Genomic DNA, 21,761 nt, shown 5'->3' with positions numbered 1-21,761 from the left:
TTGAACGGTATGATTAAATGAGAGGAAAATATCTATGGCAAATCATTTCCGAACAGACAGGGTTGGCATGGAAATCAAACGCGAAGTCAATGAGATTTTGCAGAAAAAAGTCCGCGATCCGAGGGTTCAAGGAGTAACCATCACTGATGTGCAGATGGTGGGTGATCTGTCTGTAGCCAAAGTCTACTACACTATTATGAGTAACCTAGCTTCAGATAATCAAAAGGCTCAAACAGGTCTTGAAAAAGCTACTGGAACCATCAAGAGAGAACTAGGTCGCAAATTAACTCTTTACAAGATTCCTGACTTGGTCTTTGAAAAAGACCAATCCATCGAGTATGGCAACAAGATTGACCAGATGCTTCGGGACTTAAATAAAGACTAAGTTTGAACCACTCTGTTTGAATGGCAGGGATTGGAAAAAATTCCAATCCCTTTTCTTTTTAGTGATAGAAATTAAAATTTACAGACAATTCAAAGAATGATATAATAGAAGGACTATTGTAGAAAACAGGAGTTCTTATGGCACAACAAGAAGAGCGAATTTCTCGCCAAAAACGAAAGGCCTTACTGGCTCGGCTCAAGGAAAGAATCAAGCCAAAGATGGGCTTGGTAGTATTGTCGGCTGTTTTAGCCTGGGCCCAATTCTTGATGCGGATTATTTCTTTTTACCTGATTGCCAGAGGTTTTGCGACCTATCTGGCAGGAGGTAAGCTAGATATTGTTGGTTTGTTGGCCTTGTTGCTAGGTTTGAATGCCTTTGGTTTTGGTATAGCCCTGCTTGCCAAGAATTTGCAGGGGCTTGCGTCGCAGTATGCAAGGGATTCGCTTAAGCAGTCCTTCTTTGAAGCTCTGCTGGCACAGGACGGGCAGTTTGAATCGCAGGCAACTGCTGCTGATGTGTTTACCATAGCTTCCCAAGGGATTGACAGTCTGGATACCTATTATTCTTATTACATGGCTTCCGCTCTGCGTACCTATTTTAACTGTACGACCGTTTTGCTTCTCGTTTTCTTCATTTTTCCCATGGGTGGTTTCATCTTTATCTTGGCCCTGCCCTTGATTCCTATTTCCATCATCGCCATGCAAAAGCGGTCTAAAAAGATCATGAATCGTTACTGGGCTTCCTATATGGATGTAGGCAACCTCTTTCTGGATGATCTCAAGGGTCTTAACACGCTTTATTCCTATCAGGCGGACGGTCTTTACGAGCAGTCCTTCAACCGGCAGGCAGAGGATTTTCGTGATGCGACCATGGAACTGTTGAGCTTTCAATTGCAGGCAGTTGGCTACATGGATGCAGTCATGTATCTAGGCATCGGTGTATCAGGTTTTGTCGCAGTGCAAGAATTGGCAGCGGGCAACTTATCACCTTTTAGCATGCTATTTTTTGTTTTGATTGCGACGGAGTTTTTTGCCCCAATTCGTGAGCAGGGCTATGGGATGCACTTGGTCATGATGAACACCAAGATGGCAGACCGCATTTTTGGTTTCTTGGACAAAATGATGAAAACAGATGAAGAGGCTAATCAGGAGCTGCCTGCTTTCAGCAAGATGGAGCTGGCAGATGTGACCTTTTCCTATGGTGAAAAACAGGTGCTGGACGGTATTTCTATGAGCCTGACAGCTGGGCATATCTATGCTTTTGCAGGAGAGTCTGGGCAAGGAAAGACGACCTTGGCTCAAATCCTGCTCAAACGCTTGATACCAGACAAGGGGCAGGTGTTCTTGGGTGACAGAGAGTTAGCTAATCTGTCGCAAACGGCTATCAATCATCAAGTCCTCTATGTATCAGGGCAGTCTTACCTGCTCAACCAATCCATCTATGCCAACCTTCGCATGGCCTGTGATTGGTCTAAGGAGGACATCTTAGCCTGGATGGAGCAGCACCAGGTCTTGCAGTTTGTCCATGATTTGCCAGAGGGCTTGGATACAGTTGTCGGTGATGATGGAGCCTTTTTGTCGCCCGGTCAACGCCAACAGGTGATTTGTGCCCGTGCAGTCTTGGCGAAGCGCTCGCTCTATATCTTTGATGAGGTAACATCGAGCGTGGATCAGGACAATGAGGGCTTGATTTATGATTTAATCCGCTTGGTGTCGGCTTCGGCGATTGTCATTGTGATTACCCACAAGATGAAGCAGGTAGAGGCGACAGATCAGATTCTTTTTCTGGCTGAAAATCAGAAAGCTCAGGTTGCTGACAACAGCATCCTCTATCAGACCAATCCAGCCTACCGTCAACTGGTAGATAGTCAAAGAGAATTGGAGGACGCGATTTATGGATAAGGAACGCTATCCGACGGGAGTTTTGATACCGCGGCTGCTCCGGTCAATGCAGCACCTCTTGCCGCGTATTGGACTGGCTGTCTTCTTCGCTGTTATGGGGCAGGTAACGACGGTAGCCATACCGGTTTTGCTCATTCATTTGGCCATGAGGGCCTTAGCTGGAGAAACGGCTTCGATTCTCATGCTGGGAATCTTCATTTTACTGGCCTTATTAAGAGGAATTTTTCGTTATGGCGAACATTACTTTGGACATTATGTAGCCTTTCATACCCTTGCGGCCTACCGCAGGCTTATCTTTGCTAAATTGCGGGCCTTAGCTCCCGCCAAATTAGATCGGCAGGACAGCGGAAGTCTTCTGAAAATGATAGGAGAAGATATTGAAGCTCTGGAAGTCTTTTTTGCCCATACCATTGCCCCAATCTGTACAGGGATTTTGGTGGCGGGGCTGCTAGGACTTTACTTCGGTTTGTCTTCTTGGATATTGCCAGTGCTTGCTCTGGTGACCTATGCCATCTTGGCTATCTGGATTCCCAATCAATTTGCCCAGCAGCTCCAGCCCCTACTTAAGGAGCAAAACAGCAAGCGCAAGGCCTATGTGTCCTATTTTATTGAAAGTTTAAAAAGCATGAAGGACTTACTGCAATTCCAACAAACTGACTGCCGTTTTGAGCAGCTGAGCATCAAATCAAAAGAGGTCAATCAGTTGGAGTGCCGAGTAGCCCAAACCAACTTCATGCAGTACGCGGTCAGTTTTTTGGTCGTTGGTTTGTCTATTATGGCTTTTGCCTTGACTAGTTTGCATTTGGTAGAAAGCGGTCAGCTATCGGTTGGAGTTGGACTTTCTCTGGTAGTCGCATTTTCTAGCTCCTTTGCTCCATTTTTGGAACTCAGTCGCCTGCCTCTTGGTTTTAAGCGGGCTATGAATGCCGGTCGCAATATTTTTGAACTCTTGGATGAGAAAGAGGCAGAACAAAGCGGTCAGAAACTGGACATCGTCGTCACGGATATTGCTATTAAAGAATTGGATTTTGACTATGATGGACGAGAAGCAGGCCTTTATCGTAAGCTGTCGGTTGATTTCCATCAGCCGGGAATTATTGGCTTGATCGGGTCTTCCGGTGCTGGCAAGTCAACCCTGATGAAATTGATTATGCGCTGGTATGACTGGCAATCAGGGGAAATAGCTCTTTCAGGAATAGATAGCCGCGACATTGACAAGGCTCACTTGCAAGCCAACTTTGCCTATGTTCCGCAGGTGCCGCAAATTTTCCATCAGAGCATTCGAGAAAACTTGCTTCTCGGACGAACAGATATTTCTGATGAGATGATTTTGGAATTGGCGGACAAGTGCCAAATGAAGGAACGGATTTTAGAAAGTCCGCAGGGCTTAGATACGGTGGTTGCTTCTGCCAATGATTTTTCAGCCGGTGAGGGTCAGCGCTTAGAATTGATGCGCGCCCTGCTCAAGAAGGCAGATTGCTACATCTTTGATGAGCCGACCAGCAATCTGGATTCGCTTAACGAAGCACGCTTTATCCAGCTGGTCAAAGAACACTGTCAGGGCATGGTCTTTCTGATTTCCCACCGTGCCTCAACCATGGCCTGTGCAGATCATCTCTATAGGCTAGAAGGTGGTCAACTGTTCAAGGAGAGATAAGAATGAATTTAAAAGTAAAAGATATTATGGTAACGGGAGCCTTTTCTGCCCTTTATTTCCTCTGTGTAGGTCTTGGAACCTTGATTGGAGTTTTCTTTGATAAGTCGGGCAATATGATGTACGCACCAGCCTTTGCAGCGCTCCTAGCAGGCCCGGTCTATATGCTTTTGATTGCTAAGGTCGGAAAATTTGGAGCTATCAGTCTGGTTGGGGCTGTCATGGCAGGATTTTTCTTCCTGTCAGGCTATATGACGGCTTCTTTTCTGCCGAGTCTGCTCTTTGGATTGCTTGGAGATGGGCTGGCTAGACTGGGTTCTTATAAGAGCAAGGTCTACAATTTGGCCAGCTATGTGCTGTTTTCCTTTGGAAATTTAGGGCCTATCCTTCTCATGTGGTTTATGAGAGATGCTTACGAGGCCGCTCTTGTGGCTCGTGGAAAGTCTGCAGAGTACATCGCTCGGGTTCTTTTAGATTTCAATCTGGGCAATGTCCTCTGGCTGTCTGCAACCATCGTAACAGCCGCTGTGATCAGCGGGCTTCTGGGACAGCATCTGGTTAAGAAATATTTCGATAAGTCAGGTCTGCTGGCATGAGGTTTGATGCTCGCAGTAAAATCATCTTGGTAGTGGCAAGCAGTCTGACTTATGGCTTACGGCTGGGTTTTCTTCAAACAGCTTATTTGGTTATAGGGATGAGCATGCTCTTTCTGCTTTCAGGCAAGAAGAAAATGGCTGTTGTGGCTCTGGTTGGTTTTCTTGGATTGGGCTGTGTCAGTCGGCTGTCTGTCCTTCCGGATTGGCTTAGTCATTTATCCTTTGTTCTAGGCTATATCTGGGTTCCCTTGCTGGCAGGGCATTTTCTCTTGATGACGACCAGTAGCTATGAGCTGGTTCATGCACTTCGGAAGTGGCATCTGCCGGAGGCTCTTCTCTTGGTCTTGGGGGTAATGTCGCGTTTTCTGCCGGCTATCAAGCAAGATGCGCGTCATATTCATGCTGCCCTGATGGTTCGGGGGATTTTTCTGGGCAAACGCGATATGTTTTTGCGGCCTCATCTTTATCTGGAGTGCTTTGTGGTGCCTTTGATGATGTCACTTTTGCGAACCGCCCAAGATTTGACCTTGGCAACCTTGACCAAGGGTTTGGCACTAAAAGGAAAGCCAAGTGAATTTGTCAAGTCGTCTTGGACTTGGCTAGATTGGAGTTTGTGCTTATGGAGCCTCAGCTTTCTACTCTTTCTCCTAAAATAGCCGCTGAAAATTTTCGTTTCTTCTATGGTCAGGCGAAACAGCCGGCCTGTCAGATTGACCAACTGTCTATTCAATCAGGTCAATGTGTGGTGCTGTGTGGCCCTTCTGGTTCAGGAAAATCCACCTTTCTCAAACTCTTAAACGGCTTGATTCCAGAGTATTATCATGGCCGACTAGAAGGGGAACTCCGCCTATCCGGTCAGCAATTGGGGCAGGTTTCAGTGGAAGACTTGTCCCGGCAGGTGGCCTCTGTTTTTCAAAATCCATCCACTCAATTTTTCCACCGAACAGTGGTCAATGAGCTGGTTTTCCCCTGTGAGAATCAGGGGCTGTCGGAAGAAGAAATAGCTGGACGTTTGCACCATATCAGCAGAGAATTTCAGCTGGACAGGATGTTACAAGAGGATATTTTTCAGCTGTCTGGCGGTCAGCAACAGTTGATTGCTATTGCGACGGCAGCTATGCAGGGAACAGATGTTTTGGTCTTTGACGAGCCGACAGCTAACTTGGACAGAGCAGGGATTGAGAGGGTTAAAGACTTATTGTTGGAGCTGAAAGCAGCCGGAAAGACCCTGATTATTGCTGAACACCGGCTGTCCTATCTCAGTGAGTTGGCAGACACCTATCTCTACTTTAAGGATGGCTGTTTAAAGGAAATCTATCCAGCTGCTGCCTTTTTAGGGAGAAACGAAGAATGCCGGCAAGTTATGGGGTTGCGCTGCATGGATTCGACAGTCTATGGGGAGCGGGTTGCAGCGCTCGCAGCCAACTTTACCAGCGATAAAGAAGGCCTTTCTATCCAACATCTTACCGTTCGTCAAGGGAAGAAGGCCTTGTATCGGATCGATCAGCTCTGCCTGGCCAAGGGGCAGGTGGTCGGTCTGGTCGGTCAAAATGGATCGGGCAAGTCTAGCTTAGCCAGCTATTTAGTCGGCCTAAAAGATGATAGTCAGGGGAGGATTTCCTTTCAGGGACAAACCTTAACTGCTCGCGAACGCTTGCAGAAAATCGGCTTGGTAATGCAGGACGTGCGTTTGCAGCTCTTTGCAGAAACAGTCCGCAAGGAGTTGCTGTTAGGCAATCGATCAGGCCAACTGGATAACCAGCTGCTCAGCCTGTTTCGTCTATCCGATCTTTTGGATCGGCATCCAGTTAGCCTGTCAGGTGGGGAACAGCAGCGCTTGATGATTGTGGCCAGCTTATTGGCGGACAAGGACATCCTCATCTTTGACGAACCATCCAGCGGTCTGGACTTGGAACAGATGCACCAACTGGCTAGGGCCCTGGCCTTTTTGAAAAAAGAAAAGAAGCTGGTTCTTCTCATTTCGCATGATGAGGAATTACTGGCCAGTGTTTGTGATAAGGTATTAGATATTGAAGCTTTTCCATATACTGCGGGTCACGTCAGTCAATCAGTTCTTGAGCCATCAACTCTTCAAAACGATGATAAAGGTAATCTTTCTTAGCTTTTCCGGATGGATCTGCTAGAGCATATGGGATGTCCATGCCTAAGCGGGGTGATAAGAGATAGCTATATTTGCTTGTCAGCTCCTCCAAGTTCATAGAATCAATGGCTTCCTTATCCGTTGCTTTCAAATTGGCGTACATGGTCTGGAGTTCTTCTATCTGTTGAAGGGATTGGTCTCCCCTCGCTTTCAGATACTGATAACGGGCACGGATGGCATCTATTTCTTTTGGACTAAGTTTAGATCCTGCATAGCGACTGTCATAACCTGACCCAATGTATGCGCTGTCGACATTCACCCTGATGATGTTCCCGTACTTCTCTTCGATTTCCGCCAAGCTCATCTTCTGCAGTCTTGACTGAAAATCATCGCCGACACCCTGAACCTGCAGGTCCAACAGGCTGACGCTTCCTCTTAAGAGATAGGCTCCGGTCTGTGACTAAGTCAAAAACCGTACTAGATATTGCACGGTCTTTGAAAATTTTATACAATCCAAATCATCCGTTTGTTAGCTATTTTTCAAATTTAAGAATATTATTTAACCCCATCATTATGGACAATTTCTGATAAATAAGCATCAATAGCCTCACCTTGAAGGATGATCTCTTTCTTTCCCTGTGAAGAGAAAATACCTTGCGGTGATTCAATGACCTTCAATTCCTCAATATCCTTGCGGTAGATTCGTTTTGTATAATAAAATTTATCCGTCCGTTCAAAATCAAGCTCTTCTGCCAGTTTCTTTTCTTCTACATCAAGAAAATCAAGAATAATTTCATAATAATCTTCTGTAATGGTTCGAGTATTCAGAGCTGTATATAGATGAAACCACCTGTCCTTATACTTTAGCTCGTAAGAAAGTTCATAAAGATAGTCTAGGTCGCTTTCGTTAACCTCTTTGGAAAAATAATCGTCATATACCTTCCCCCAAGGAGATATGGCATTCTTAAATCCAACTTCTTTGATATCACTGTAAACAACAAAAATATTATTGCCTAGATGACCACTTACAGTATATTTTTTGCCTTTGTAAATTCCAATCATAATTTCTCCAATATTACTCTATAAGTTCCCAACCACGACCACTCATATATCCATATTGTTGGATAATTTTGCCATCCTGACTACTATGTATTGTTATTGTATCCCCATGCTGATAATAATAGTCTGTCCCTTTTCGTAGCTTATATTCCGGCAAGACAATATTTTGTGAACCTGTAAAACCTCGACCTGTGAAAGGGTATTCTCCCACTTTAGGTTCTTCTAATGGAATATCCAGACGCATCTTAGAATCTAATGTAAAATTAATCTTGGCATAGGTTTCATCAACCCCTGGTGTATATGGGGTGTTCTGATAATCCAAACGATTGCCTTCAAAAACCTCGTCCAAGGTTTTCAGGCTAGCCGAATGGGAATCAACGGATACAAAACCTGAAAAAGTATTGTATGGACTACCCGGTTTGACAATCCCTTCCACATACTTCGTCGGAATTACCTTAGCCATCCTGGTATCTGAATCTGGCAAACCTATCTTGAGACAGACCTCTAGAAAAAATTGGGTGTCAGAGGGGGCAGCTAACTGTCTACATTGGTAAACCTAAAACAATCCTATTAGAAAATAGGAGGTTGCTGTATCAGTCTGTTATGGAAGCAAAATAATCATCAATCTCTTGACCTTCAAGTATTCTTTCTTTCTTTCCCTGGGACGAGAAAATGCCTTGCGGCGTTTCAATGACTTTTATGGCTTCAATATCCTTGCGGTAGATTCGTTTGGTGTAGTAAAACTTGTCTGTTCGCTCAAATTCTAATTCTTCTGCTAGTTTTTTTTCTTCTGCATCAAGAAAACTTAGAATTATCTCATAATAATCTTCAAAAATTGTTCGAGAATTCAAGGCAGTAAAGAGATGAAACCACCGACCTTGATACTTTAGCTCGTAAGAAAGTTCATAAAGAAAGTCTAGTTCCACATCCTCTACTTCTTTAATATAAGTATTCTCTGCCACTTGTCCCAAGATATTGATATATTGCGCAAAACCATCATATTGAACATTAGAAATTAATGTATAAATATTATTCCCTTCATAGGTAACATCAAACTTTTTTCCATTAAAAATTGCGTACATATCTTCCTCCTACTGCAGCAACCATTGCTTTTGTTTTCCATCATAAATATACTGTTTCACAAGATTGCCCGACTTACCATCATAGACACCGATGGTATCCCCATGCTGAAAGTGATAGTTTGCCCCTTTTCGCAACTCGTATTCTGGTAAGACAATATTTTGTGAACCTGTAAAGCCTCGACCCGTAAAAGGATATTCTCCAACTTTAGGTTCTTGTAATGGAATATCCAGTCGCATCCTAGAATCTAAAGTGAAATTGATTTTGGAATAGGTTTCATCCGTCTGGAGATTATACGGTGTATTCTTATAATCAAGACGGTTGCCTTCAAACACTTCCTCTAAGGTTTTCAAACTAGCCGAGTGTGAATCAACTGATACAAAACCTGAAACAGTATTGTGCCGACTATTTGGCTGCACAATTCCCTCAACATACTTGGTCGGAATTACCTTAGCCATTCTGGTGCCTGAATCGGGCAAACCTACCTGCAAGCGAATATCTCGAACGATTGCCGTCTGCTTCGCGGAAAGGACAGAGTCGGCATTGGTCAAATAAAGAAAATCATCAACACTATAACCGCGTCTGTTTATGATGTCTGCGACTTCCGCATTTGTGTAAGCAGAAACGCTTGGAGTTCTAACATTTCCTGTAATTTCCGAAAAATCTATGAAGGCTCCAATGATTGAGGTTGCTGTTGTTGAACTTGCCTTGACCCAACCATAATGCTTGGCCACTAGCTTCACATCATCGCTGGCTTCCAATCCTGTCCGTGGATCAAGGCCAGTCTTATTGACATAGGCATTGAGCTTCTCCATGTACTGCGGGTCGCGCCAGTCAATCAGTTCTTGAGCCATCAACTCTTCAAAACGATGATAAAGGTAATCTTTCTTAGCTCTACCTGCTTTCGAATCTAGAATATATGGGATATCTAGGCTATTGCGAGGCAACATCACATAGATGTATTTATCTGTTAATTCTGACAAGGTCATGGCATCAAGTTTAGCCTTGTCCTCTGGACGCAGATTGGCAAACATGGTCTCCAGTCGATCTAGCTCTGCCTTACCCATATCTCCCCGGGCGACAAGATACTCATAACGACCGATGATATAGTTGTATTGCTCAGGTGTCAACTCTCCTGTCAGCACCCGACCATAGCCTGTATTACGGAAACTTTTTTCTCCCTGAATCAAGTGTCCGTACTTATCTTCCAACTCCGCCAAGGTCATGGCGTTAATCTGAGCTTCAAATGGGGAGCGGATAAATTTGACATACTCTTCCTGCGACTTCTTATCCAGATTGCGGAAGTGGGCCAGATCCGCATCCGAAATGCGACCAGAATAGCGAGAACCAAGGATTTCCTTGGCAAGGGCTGATGTCAGTTGCTTGCCAGAGCCACCGTGGCTCAAGACATGACTGACCTCCTCCACGGTCTTGCGAAAGGCCGTGTCCTGAAAGAAGGCAATCGCACTGTCATGCTGGTAGCCAGAACTGACTGCCTGTCCCAACCTTCCAAGTTGATGGTTCTGACTGCTGAACAAGTCCGCGAGAGCATTGTCTGCCTTGAGGCTGTTAAATGCGCTCATGTCCGCAATCAGCTTATCCAAGAGCCTGTCCAATTCTGACTTGGCCGTTGTCATCGCAGAAAGAGATGGACTGGATAGAGGAATGATGTCACTGATACTGCTGTAGATACGGTTAGCATCTGAGTTAATCATCTGGCTATCCGTCAAGATACCAGCCGCCTTGCTTTTGAGCTCAGATAGATAGTCTGTGTTGATAATGGCGCTGTCGCTGGTTTCCCCTGTTATCGATTGGAAACGAGTAATAAGTTCATCGTAGGAGGAGGCAAGCAGAGTCAGGGCATTTTCATAGTTGGTCAGAAGCGGGAGCTGATGGTTGCCGATCTTAGCGTCAATGGCTTCTTTTACCTGACCCTTGAGCGCTGAGGAAGACTGGGCTGCCTGCAGACTCTGCTTGGCAGCGGCTAATTGGCTCCTAAGACTAGTCAGTTGAGCTTCAAGGGCAGCCTTTTGACCCTTGACTTCTGACATATCAATTCTCATAACCGACTCCTTTTGTTTTGTAGGGATTCCTATAGAAAATAGTCAAATTCTATAGTTGTATTATACTATACATCTGTAAATTTGCCTACTTGTTTTTGATTTTTTTTGTAAATAAATGGCTAAAATGGAGCTGGATAACGAACATTATGTAATTATATATCCGAGAGGCTGTTGAAATAATAAAAATATGGTAAAATGGTTATATCATTTTTATTAAGGAGAAATAAAATTGAAGGAAAAATTTAGGAAATATTTACCAATAGGCTTATTATCCCTTGCCTTATTGTTTACAGCAAGTTTTCTGGTGTATATTGCATTCATGGATGATAATCTATACCAAACTACTGAAACGACCAGCTCTAGGATACGTTATGTATTGGTAAATGAAGATGAGGGGGCAGTTTTTCAAGGAAAACCTTATCAGCTTGGGGCTGACTTTGTGACCATGATTAACCAAGATTCAGATAATTCTTGGGAAACGGCCAGTCGAGCAGTTGCCCAAAATGGTATCAACAGCGACCAGTACGATGTAGCTATTATCATCCCAAAGAATTTTTCAACCGATTTGCTCTCTTTAGAGAGTATAGACCCGAATAAGGCGACCTTGGAGTATGTCGTTCGTGAAGGGCAAAATGAGGCAGCTAACCATCAAATTCAAAATCAAGCGAATGAAATCCTAGCTCTCTTTAATCAGCGAGTGATTCAAATGTATTTCTCTAGTATCTTGGGAAATTTAACAAATGCTCAAAATACAGTTTCGAAAATTGTTCGTAATGAAACGGTTCATACCTCTACGCTGATTTCACAAATTCAGAATCCACTCTCAAGCTTTCCGTCAAGTTTTGAGTCTATCTATACATTGTCCAATCAATTAAAGGCACAAAATGATTTGTTTAATTCCCAGCAAGATGGATTTATAAAAGCAACCCAAGATATGTTGACGGCAAATACGAGTAGTTTGTCTTCAGCTAATGATGCTGTCTTGAGTAATAAGGAATTGTTAGATAAGCTTTTAACAGAGTCAAATAATAATTTTCAAATCTCTTTGAAACAGTTTGAAGCACAACTAGAAAATCAAGCGCAGCAACTGGAACAGCAGTGGAAAAATGACAAAGAGCATTATGCTCTCTATCAGGAACTCGTTACTCGTCAACTGGAAAAATATTACAATGTAGCTTTGAATGAAGATACTAGCGTTACGACAAATTTTGTGAGCTTCTTAGTGGCCTACAAGGCATACCAAAATAAAATTGCGTCAGAGAGGGCTGGCATTGAAGAAGCAATAGCGAACCTTGAGAATGAAAAAGCAGAGTTGCAAAAAACACTTGACGGACTGGCAGAAAACTATTATGGAAACCTATCGATAGATGGTGAGAAAATTACAGATCCAACTAAGATTACAGATAAGGAAATTCAAAAGAAGATAGTAGCAGCAGTACTAAAAAGGGAACACTCTGAGCTCAAGAAATACACAGATCTGATTGATAGTTACGTCGGTAGCGTTTCTGTCCAAAATTTAGACACGATTTTATCAACTTTGGAATCTCGAAAGCTGATTGATGCAGATAGTATAGACCGCTATCGAGAGCAACTTAAGATAGTAGGGGCTTATTCTGCTCAGGGTGGAAGTTCAAACGCACCAATTTTTACTGAACCGACAGAAGTTGATAGGGTGGCGAATTTTGTTCAGCATACCAGCATGAATGTAGAGCTTAATGAGGGAGTCCACCACTTAGTATTCACAACAAGTAACTCGGATGTGAGCATGTCTGTAGATGCCAGTGCTATTCAGTCTCAACTAGATGGACAACTAGATGGAACAGGTTATACAGCAGTGGTAACAACAACTGATAATGAGATTATCCTAACTGTCACCTACGATGAGAAAAATGTCAAAATAACAGAAACAGAAGAAACAAAAACAGTTCCTTCTGAACAAGAAAAACCTGCTGAAGAGAGTACGACGTCTGTTACCGAAACGACAGAGGATGCAAGTCCTGCTTTAACATCGCCGTCAACCTCTTCTCCTACCGTAGGGACACCGGCTAGCACTACAATAACAACCAAAGTTATAACCAAAGAAACAGCTCCTAAACAGATTTCCTTCACAGTTCCCGTGACCTATCATTGGTCTGTCACAGGAGAGCAGGTTTACAATCAAGCAACAATCAGTTGGAACCTTCAAGAACGTGTGGTATCTGAAAACAAGCTAGTCTTCTATGATGGGTCCATGGAAGAAATAGCTAATCAACTAGGGACAATAATAGAATCCTTTACATCATTGGAACGAGCAAGTCAGGCCATTGCAGTCCTATACGGAGATCCTGATAAATTGACAGTTACAGATGTAGCAAGCGAACTTTCTCAAGGAACTAGTCTGGATGAACTATCTGAGAGATCAATGATGGATTCTTATTATCAAATCCCTGCCGAAAAAATTCCAGATGAGTTTGTTGTAAGCTATTGGTCAGCTATTTCAACCCTTTACACAGACACCCATGCACAATTAGACAAGCTACAAACCAGATTGGGAACAAATAAGATTGAAGAAGTAGACTCAGAAGGTACAGTCACTTCTAAAATCAATACGGATGTCAAAACCCTTTATGGTTTGCGAAATAGTATGGTTTTGCCAGATGAACTAGAAAATTCTGTAAGAGAGTTATTTAAGTGGTACCACAATGCAAATGAAGAAATAAAAAATGCATGGCAAGATAGTGGAAAACTGACTTCCAAATCTATCCGAACAGAAGAAAATGGAGAGCCAGCTGCTACGGATACAAGAGCTGTTAACCAGCAATTGGAATCTATTGTTACAGATTTAAATAACTTATCTACCAGTTCGAAAGAACTCTCGACTACTATTATTAACTCTGCGGCTAAAGTTGAAGATATTACTCCTGCGATTGAGGAATTGACACAAACAACTAATAGCGTTCAACGGTCAGCACAGTCTATTTTAACTGAGCTGAACCAAACAATATCAGCTACAAGCGAAACTCTCGTAGAAAATCAAGCGTATTCTGAAAACTTTTCCACTGTTATGGCAAATGCCAAAATTGGTGGTACAGATAATCCAGAGGTATTCAACTTCCTTTCGGCGCCAATAGTGATGGAAGGAACTCAGGCTTCCATAGCCGTTAAATCGTTATTACCATATTATATGACTTTGGTCGGTAGTATGATAGCATTGATGACGAGCTTCTTGTTATCTAAGGTTATGAAAGATCGACAGGCAAAGGTTGAAGAAAGTTTTATCACACCTAATATCCTGTGGTTGAATGTTCCAAATGTGACAAAGATAGGATTACTAAGTGTGTTGATGTCAATTGTGTTTGCCGCGACAACAACAATGTTTGCCAAGGTACCGAACGACGGACTTTGGTTCATGTATACTTTCCTGTTTATTTTTGCCTCCATCAATCTACTAACATTAGGGTTACGCTGGTTTAAGCAATATACTTATTATGTTATTGTTCTGGTTTTTGGTCTGTATTTAGTATTAACACCTATATTGGGAGTTTCAACAAAAACCGGAAGTTTTGTGGCATCAATTTATCGCCTTTCTCCACTACAAAATATTGAAACAGGTTATTCAATGATTATTGCGGGTAATTCTATTGGAGCTCTCTCAATGCTTTCTTTGCTTTTGTTAGGTGGAGTTGGATTAGGTCTGCATTTTATTATCAAAAATAGACAAGAGGTTACTGAGTAAATGAAGAAATTTGGTCTACTTGTTCTTATCATACTCTGTTCTTTTGCATCATTAAGTATTGGTGCAGAAGAAGGTACGCTGAATATCAATAACAATGTTATTTATGACAATATTATGAAAGAAAAAGCCGATGTATCTTCAAATCCCTATCTTTTTCTTAATCAAATGAATGAACAAGAAAAGGCCTTACAAGAGGAGATTATTGAGCGTCATAGTAAGATCAAATTAAGCCTGTTTACAGAATCTATCAATAATGAGGAAGAGGCTGGTAGGTATACTATCAGCTCTTACTTATTTACCGATAATTATCAATTTTCCAATGTAGAATCTGGTCAGCTAAGTGAAGGGACAAGTGCGGCAGAAGAATTGGGGATTTGGATGACCATGGCAACATTTTTTATCGTGATGCTTATTGTAGGAATTTACTTAGGACGTCGTTTTTCTAAACTTTTATATATGCGAAGAGGTGAGTGATGGATAGCATTTCAATCGGATTACATATCACAGATAGAATTATAGATATAAAAATTCCGACAAAGGTAACAATTTTAAGATTAAAAGAATTGCTGAGGGATTCGATGGCATTATTGCAAATCGAATTGCCAATAGAATTTGAACTAGTTGTACTAAACAAACCGATTGTATTGGTTGATTACGAAGTATTAGCCCACTATCCTCTTGGAAATGGTGATCAATTGAAGATAGTTTTTTAAATTTAGGAGAGTATGATGGAAGTATTAAAAGCAGGGACACTGGAATTGATAGTTGAAAGAACAGACAGAGGATTGGCCTGTACGTTTAATCCAAGTCAGTATAAGATGGCGAGAGCAGAACAAATTCGACTATTCTTGGATAGTAGCGCCCAGTTACTAGAAGGAGAAATTCTGGAATTGCGAGATGAGGAGATGACGATTCATTATCACATTGATGAGCAATTTAAAAGTTTACCAGATTTTCTTAATAATCTAGATTTGGTTGATAGATTACTAGTGGCGCAAAAATTGACTTTTCTACACGAGTTTGCTACCCGACCGATTGTTCCATTTATTCATCCAGAGAATATATTCATTTTAGGTGATGTAGTTAAACTCGCTCATCGAGGAGTTCATGATATTGTTGTTCCCTACAAGCTAGAAGAAGACGAGGTTTTAAAACAGTACAAGGCTTTGATAACTTATATCTTAAATCCTAAATTAAAATACAGTGACCTTGTGGAAGGGATACATTTGGTAAAGAACCCCTTTGCAGAGCAACTGGTAGCCGCAACTAATTTTGCTCAAGTAAACGACTTGTTGAATCAACAGGTGGTTGCTCAAAAAAATAAGCGAGACAGTGAAAATATACTCGTGAATAGAAACTTGAATCGGACACTTCGTATAGGCACAGTAGGGTTATCTGTTCTAGCGATTATTCTAGGTATTTTTGTAGGTGTTTATAGTTTGAGTGTTGTACCCAGACAGGATAGTATCATTGCCGCAACTTCAGAGTATATCAATAAAGACTATAACGCAGTCTTAGAACGATTGGGAATGTATGATCCATTAGATTTGCCAACAAGTGCTCAATTTATGTTGGCTGAAAGTGCTATTAGGACAGAAGATTCTATCTTTGAAAATCAAAAGGATGCTTTGTTGGGGAATTTGTCACAAAAAACACAGACCAATACCTTACTATTTTGGATTTATACTGGAACCAATAAATTAGAACAAGCCCTCGACATTGCCCAAAACATTGGAGATAATCAGTTAATCTCTTTGGCCTATTTGAACCTATATGATAAGGTTAAAGCAGATTCTACAATGAGTGGCGCTGAAAAGCAAGCCAAACTGAAAGAATATGAAGAAGAAATTCAAAAGTATGAAAAACTTCTTGGATTAACTGACAATGAAACAGAAGATGAAACAGGTAGTTCAGATGGCAATTAGAAAAACAAACAATCAAACTGATGAAACAACAGTTACCTATATTGTGGGGATAGGTGACAAATTTCTAGAAAAAATACGTTTGACAAGGGAACAAACAACATATCCTTTTATGGGTCATCTCGTTGAATCTCACTCTGGGACGTTAATTTTGGATGGAGAATTGTGGGATGGCTGTCTTAAAAATAACTTGTTTGCAATTCGTCAAAATGCGAAAGTTATTTGGACAAATCGGCCTCGGAGAGATTTTATTTTGACGAATCTGGGGCAGGCAGGTATTCAAATTGGTTCTGGCGCCTTAATTAAGTTTTATTATCGCGAGGGAGATTACTTTTTAGATATTTTTAGCAACGGCAACCCAGTTTATTTAAATGAAGTGGCGGTAGATATATTACAGACAAAGTTTCAAGTCTCAGATCGCTTGTTTGTAGGAGGGATTGAGATTGAACTGAGAGAACAACAGCTAAAAGTGACGCATTTCTATCAAGAGGCTATTCAGCTAGATCCAGAACTTTTTATCGAAGAAGCTCAAAAGATGGAATATCCAAAGGGGTTCCCCCATTTTAGAAGAAGTCCAAGGATTTTTCTACGAGAGCCTGATAGAGAGGTTCAGGTCAAATCGCCAAAACCAGAAGAAGGAAGTCCTAGAGGGAATTTATTGCGTGCAATCGTACCCCCTCTGGGGATGATTATTGTTACAGGAGCTGTTAGTATCTTTACAAAAGGAAATCCGCTAATGATGTTAGGGATGGGGAGCATGAGTCTTTTGACCGCTGGCTTCACAGTTTCGGGCTACTTTACGGATAAACAAGAAATTAAAGAAAAAAATCGGCAACGTTCAGAGCAGTATCAGGATTATTTGATTGAGAAGGAGTCTGAACTAGTTGCTCTTCATCAAGCTCAGTTGGAAGCTATGAATTATAATTTTCCGAATGTTGAGCTTTTGGCAATGTTGGCTAAAACCTATAGCTCTAGGATTTATGAAAAAATGCCTGCCAATGAAGACTTTCTAAATGTTCATTTAGGGCATGGAACTATCGATTCAAGTTATAGAATTTCCTATTCATTAACTGACCGTCAAGATAATTGGGATCGTCTAGCTGATGAAAAATTGGTCCATCCTCACAAAAAAATTGAAAAAGCTCCTATTATTGTTTCGCTGAGAGATCAAACTTTAGGTTTAGCTGGGCCTTCTGCAACATTACGAGTTGCTGTTCAGACGATTCTATTTCAAATAGCGATGCTACACTCTTATCACGATGTTGAGTTTGTTACACTGGTACCAGAGTCTGATTATGAAGACTATTGGCAAGAGTGGCGCTGGCTACCTCATAATCAAATGTCTTCTTTGAATCTAAGAGGGATTATTCACAATAATCAAACCAGAGACATGGTCTTGACGTCCTTTTATCAGCTGCTTGTAAAAAGAAGACAACAGTTACGGGAATTGCCAAATAGTGAGTCACATACCTTTTCTCCACACTATATATTTACAATCCTAGATGAATCTTGGATAATGGGGCATGGTCTTAATGAATTTTTGGCAGAAGATATGACTCAGTACGGTGTCACTGTTATATGGGCAAAAGATAGTATAAATATGCTTCCGGAAACGGCAACAAGTGTGGTAGACTACCAGAGTGGAGAATCGGCACGATTAATCAATGATCATCTTGAATATGTAAATCAGACCTTTACACCGAATCATTTACCACAGGGCTTCACTATTGAAGAGGCCATTTATAGGTTGGCAAACTTAAACCACTTGGAAGTTGAGAAAAATTCTATCCCAGAGATGATCACCTTTCTGGAATTATACCAAACAAAAGATGTTAAGGATTTAGCAATTCGAGAAAGATGGAGGCGGGCAGACCCTTCAAAAACGTTAGCAGTTCCGTTGGGAGTACGGGGAAAAAATGATGTGGTTTATCTCAACCTGCATGAACGCGCTCATGGACCGCATGGTTTAATTGCAGGAACGACAGGGTCAGGGAAATCAGAAATTGTCCAATCTTACATCCTATCTCTAGCTGTCAATTTTTCACCAGAAGATGTTGGTTTTTTGCCGATTGACTTCAAAGGTGGTGGAATGGCTGACTTATTTACTAAGCTGCCACACCTTCTAGGGGCGATTACAAACTTGGATGGAGCGGCTTCGGCGCGTGCTTTGAAGAGTATTCGAGCAGAATTGGAGAAGCGTCAGAGAGAGTTTAAGCGGTATGGAGTAAATCATATTAATGGATATACCAAACTATATAGGAAAGGAAAAGAATATACAGACCCTCAAGAAAAAGAGAAATATCCTAAAAAACCAATGCCTCATCTGTTCTTGATTTCCGATGAATTTGCAGAATTAAAGGCTAATGAACCAGACTTTATGGCAGAGTTGGTGTCAACGGCACGGATTGGTCGTTCTTTAGGAGTGCATTTGATTCTAGCAACACAGAAACCTTCAGGGGTTGTGGATGACCAAATTTGGTCCAACTCTCGCTTTAAGTTAGCTCTAAAAGTTGCAGATACAAGTGATTCAAATGAGATTATCAAAACTCCTGATGCGGCAAGCATTACACAGCCAGGGAGAGCCTATCTTCAAGTCGGAAACAATGAAATTTACGAACTGTTCCAATCAGCTTGGTCAGGAGCCAACTATAATCCTAAAGAAGATAATTTGGATTTGATTGATGAACGTATATGGACTATCAATCAACTTGGACAAGCAGAACTTTTGATGGATGATTCCTCGGATTACTATGCTCAAGATGAGCTGCTACAGGAGGAAAAAAAGACGGAGTTGGAAGTTGTTATCCAAGAAATCGTTTCTGAGTTTGCAAAAACAACCCAGCGCCTCCCTGACAAACCTTGGTTACCACCTTTGGAGAGGGAATTGGTAACACCAATGATAGTCGCAGAAGTAGAATGGCAGAAACCAAGAGCATTATCCATTCCGTTTGGGATCTTAGACAGACCATCTAAGCAAAGTCAAGAAGCCTATTTCTTTGACATTGAAGAGGTTGGTAATACAGTCATTTATGGCTCGCCAGGCTATGGAAAATCAACAGCTCTTCAAACAATCATCATGAACCTATCACGGCAAAATAGTCCCGAGCAACTCCAATTTAATTTATTTGATTTCGGAACAAATGGACTACTTCCTTTAAAAGACTTGCCTCATGTTTTTGATATTGTTCGTTTAGATGAGATGGAGAAACTACAAAAGTTCTTGACCCATGTTCAAAATGAAATGAAACGTAGGAAACAAGAATTTACAGAAGTAGGCGTTTCAAGCCTCAGTCAATATCAAGCAAAAACAGGTCGGTATCTTCCGGTCCTTATCAATGTTTTTGACGTCTATGATTCGGTTAGAGAAAGCCCACTTGAAGAACAGGTAGATGCGGTCATCAACCAACTCCTCCAAGAAGGTGCGAGTCTTGGTATCTATACCATCCTTACCGCCCTGACATTCAATAGTTTAAAAATGCGAATGAACGCAAATATGTCAAATAAAATAAGTCTTTATTTGGTGGAAGATGATGCCATGCGCATGATTATGGGGCGTGACGCCCTTATTCCTCAAGAGATATTTGGTAGAGCCCAGATTGAGGACGAAGAAATTCTAGAGCTACAAATTTATCTTCCTATTGAAGGCCACGATGATATTGATCGACTTGCCAGAATGACAGAAGAAATTTCAGCCCTAAACGCCTCATGGGATGGAGAGCCACATAGAGGTATTCCGATGCTTCCTACTGTTCTTAAGATGGACAACTTTAGAAAGGCAAGTCAGGTAAAACGAGCTTGGGAAAGAGGGGAGTTGCCAATTGGTATGGACAAAGAAACTACAGATGTTCAAGGATTTGTTCCTGAACGAGATGGCTATTTTGTCCTGTTCTATGATACTGGACAACAAATTGAGTACCTCGAACATATATTATTTGCAGGCTTTGAACAGTTGGAAGGGAAGGTTAATCGAATTATGATTGACTTATCAGAGAATGGACGTGGAACGGAGTATTTTGATACCGTTCTCTCGCCTACGGAGGTCAACGGCTTCTTTGCAGATATGACAAGTGAAATTCAAGCGCGCCAGCTTTCAGGGGCACGTCACCCTATTTACGTCTACATCTCGGAAGCACAAATGTTAAATCGTCATCTCGTTCTAACTCAAGATAGCTTCCAAAATCTTTTACGTCAAAGTAGCAAAGTGGGGATTCACTTCATTTTCCTTGGAGAACAGAAACAAATTGCGAATGGCTACCTAGATGTTGATAAAGTTCTTAAGAATAATCCACCTTCTGGAACGATTGGGACACGCTTCCAAGATCAGGGGATTATACAGGTACGAAGTCACTTTAGTGAGCCGCCAGTTGCTACCGATGAGACTAATTTTTACATTGGTCGGACAGGTTATCGTGTCAAATTGGTCTCAGAATAAGTCAAATTTCCTGATTCAAGCCGAATCAGGAAATTTTAGTTTTAAAAAATAGCCAAATATCCTTACAATTCAGGCTGGTTTTATGATATAATATTGAAATAAATAGGTAAGAAAGAATGGAGCTCTCTAGATGGAAAATGAAGTAAACTGGGCCTTATATTATAGCTACATCAATCAAGCGAATAGATATAGTACGAAAAGAAGAAATAGTGTAGCCAAACAAAACGAACTTTCTGCAAAAATTGCACGTTTACGGGCAGCTCTGGGCTCTATAGACAGGACGATTAACAATGCTAGCATGGTCAAGCAGCGTGTAACGGAAGTGCAGCAGGTTAATAGTGGGGAGTTCAGGGGCAATAAGGCTGATGAATCTAGTCGCAAAGGGCAAGTATTCCATCAGACACTCTCTGAGTTGGAGAGAAAACATAGTGAGAATCGTGGACGTATTTCACAGAAACTATCAGAGTTAGAATCTGATTTGAGTGAACAAATTGCGATTACTCAATCTGCCACATCTAATATGTATTATTATAATGCTCTTGCAAATGAATTGCTGTATTAAATAGGAGAATAGCTATGACTGTAACAGGCGTTAATTACTCAGAATGGACAGGAATTACTTCCAAGGTCAGTGCGAGTACAGAAGGGATTTCTCAAATGAAACCCCTTCAGTTTTCTCGTACGGACTTAAGTCCTTTTGTTACCTTTTCAGACTTCCTAGATCGCTTCAATCACTCAATTGGCGAGCTGAAGTCATTTACTGTTTCAGATGTCTCACAGATGAATCTTGTCGCCCAAAATAAACTGTCAGATGATGCGAACGAAGCGAGCGCCATTCGTTCAGGAGGATAAC

18 protein-coding genes are annotated in these 21,761 nt (G+C 41.6%); 13 read left to right on the top strand and 5 right to left on the bottom strand.

Translation table 11 applies throughout. From position 1 onward, the window contains the following. The first annotated feature begins 34 nt into the window (after nt 1-34). From rbfA to INT76_RS04910, 6 genes are all read left to right on the top strand, one after another. Nucleotides 35-385, top strand: a complete 351-nt coding sequence (rbfA, locus tag INT76_RS04935; RefSeq protein WP_212572788.1) for a 30S ribosome-binding factor RbfA — start codon at nt 35-37, stop codon at nt 383-385. A gap of 137 nt (nt 386-522) precedes the next feature. Further along, nucleotides 523-2,286, top strand: a complete 1,764-nt coding sequence (locus INT76_RS04930; RefSeq protein WP_212572786.1) for an ABC transporter ATP-binding protein/permease — start codon at nt 523-525, stop codon at nt 2,284-2,286. Next, nucleotides 2,279-3,943: an ABC transporter ATP-binding protein gene (locus tag INT76_RS04925; RefSeq protein ID WP_212572785.1), complete on the top strand. Its 1,665-nt coding sequence runs from the start codon at nt 2,279-2,281 to the stop codon at nt 3,941-3,943. Before INT76_RS04930 ends, INT76_RS04925 begins: the two co-directional genes overlap by 8 nt. Nucleotides 3,944-3,945: 2 nt before the next feature. Then, nucleotides 3,946-4,536, top strand: coding sequence for an MptD family putative ECF transporter S component (locus INT76_RS04920; protein WP_212572783.1), 591 nt, complete (start codon nt 3,946-3,948; stop codon nt 4,534-4,536). Next, a complete protein-coding gene (locus tag INT76_RS04915) occupies nt 4,533-5,192 on the top strand; it encodes an energy-coupling factor transporter transmembrane component T family protein (RefSeq protein ID WP_212572781.1) in 660 nt (219 codons plus the stop codon). Before INT76_RS04920 ends, INT76_RS04915 begins: the two co-directional genes overlap by 4 nt. Beyond that, nucleotides 5,156-6,658, top strand: a complete 1,503-nt coding sequence (locus INT76_RS04910) for an ABC transporter ATP-binding protein (protein WP_212572779.1) — start codon at nt 5,156-5,158, stop codon at nt 6,656-6,658. Before INT76_RS04915 ends, INT76_RS04910 begins: the two co-directional genes overlap by 37 nt. Here INT76_RS04910 and INT76_RS04905 read toward each other — a convergent pair. The 5 genes from INT76_RS04905 to INT76_RS04885 all read right to left on the bottom strand — a co-directional run bounded on the left by INT76_RS04905 (nt 6,597) and on the right by INT76_RS04885 (nt 10,839). Continuing rightward, entirely contained in the window at nt 6,597-7,055 is a 459-nt protein-coding gene (locus tag INT76_RS04905) for a hypothetical protein (protein WP_212572777.1), read from the bottom strand. The genes INT76_RS04910 and INT76_RS04905 overlap by 62 nt on opposite strands. Before the next feature lie 137 nt (nt 7,056-7,192). Beyond that, complete coding sequence (locus INT76_RS04900) at nt 7,193-7,699, bottom strand: hypothetical protein (RefSeq protein ID WP_212572775.1); 507 nt, start codon at nt 7,697-7,699, stop codon at nt 7,193-7,195. A gap of 13 nt (nt 7,700-7,712) precedes the next feature. After that, nucleotides 7,713-8,159 (bottom strand): hypothetical protein, encoded by a 447-nt coding sequence (locus INT76_RS04895; RefSeq protein WP_212572773.1) that lies wholly within the window; start codon nt 8,157-8,159, stop codon nt 7,713-7,715. A 130-nt stretch (nt 8,160-8,289) separates the two neighbouring features. Next, nucleotides 8,290-8,778 (bottom strand): hypothetical protein, encoded by a 489-nt coding sequence (locus tag INT76_RS04890; RefSeq protein ID WP_212572771.1) that lies wholly within the window; start codon nt 8,776-8,778, stop codon nt 8,290-8,292. A gap of 9 nt (nt 8,779-8,787) precedes the next feature. Next, nucleotides 8,788-10,839, bottom strand: a complete 2,052-nt coding sequence (locus INT76_RS04885) for a T7SS effector LXG polymorphic toxin (protein WP_212572769.1) — start codon at nt 10,837-10,839, stop codon at nt 8,788-8,790. Between the two features lie 229 nt (nt 10,840-11,068). Here INT76_RS04885 and esaA point away from each other — a divergent pair, with 229 nt between their 5' ends. From esaA to INT76_RS04850, 7 genes are all read left to right on the top strand, one after another. Continuing rightward, nucleotides 11,069-14,554, top strand: coding sequence for a type VII secretion protein EsaA (gene esaA, locus INT76_RS04880; protein WP_212572767.1), 3,486 nt, complete (start codon nt 11,069-11,071; stop codon nt 14,552-14,554). Then, a complete protein-coding gene (locus tag INT76_RS04875) occupies nt 14,555-15,028 on the top strand; it encodes a hypothetical protein (RefSeq protein WP_212572765.1) in 474 nt (157 codons plus the stop codon). It begins immediately after the preceding gene. Then, nucleotides 15,028-15,267, top strand: a complete 240-nt coding sequence (locus INT76_RS04870) for a type VII secretion protein, YukD family (protein WP_212572764.1) — start codon at nt 15,028-15,030, stop codon at nt 15,265-15,267. The genes INT76_RS04875 and INT76_RS04870 overlap by 1 nt, the downstream gene beginning before the upstream one ends. A gap of 12 nt (nt 15,268-15,279) precedes the next feature. After that, nucleotides 15,280-16,479 (top strand): type VII secretion protein EssB, encoded by a 1,200-nt coding sequence (gene essB, locus INT76_RS04865; RefSeq protein WP_212572762.1) that lies wholly within the window; start codon nt 15,280-15,282, stop codon nt 16,477-16,479. After that, on the top strand, nt 16,469-20,908 hold the full coding sequence (gene essC / locus INT76_RS04860; protein ID WP_249116187.1) for a type VII secretion protein EssC: 4,440 nt from the start codon (nt 16,469-16,471) through the stop codon (nt 20,906-20,908). The genes essB and essC overlap by 11 nt, the downstream gene beginning before the upstream one ends. Before the next feature lie 130 nt (nt 20,909-21,038). Beyond that, nucleotides 21,039-21,470: an SDR family oxidoreductase gene (locus tag INT76_RS04855; protein WP_212572758.1), complete on the top strand. Its 432-nt coding sequence runs from the start codon at nt 21,039-21,041 to the stop codon at nt 21,468-21,470. A gap of 14 nt (nt 21,471-21,484) precedes the next feature. Further along, nucleotides 21,485-21,760, top strand: coding sequence for a variable surface protein mvspG (locus INT76_RS04850; RefSeq protein WP_212572756.1), 276 nt, complete (start codon nt 21,485-21,487; stop codon nt 21,758-21,760). Nucleotide 21,761 lies beyond the last annotated feature (1 nt).

It is taken from the genome of Streptococcus oriscaviae, assembly GCF_018137985.1.
GTDB lineage: Bacteria > Bacillota > Bacilli > Lactobacillales > Streptococcaceae > Streptococcus > Streptococcus oriscaviae.
This window is presented reverse-complemented; position numbering and strand designations above follow the sequence as displayed.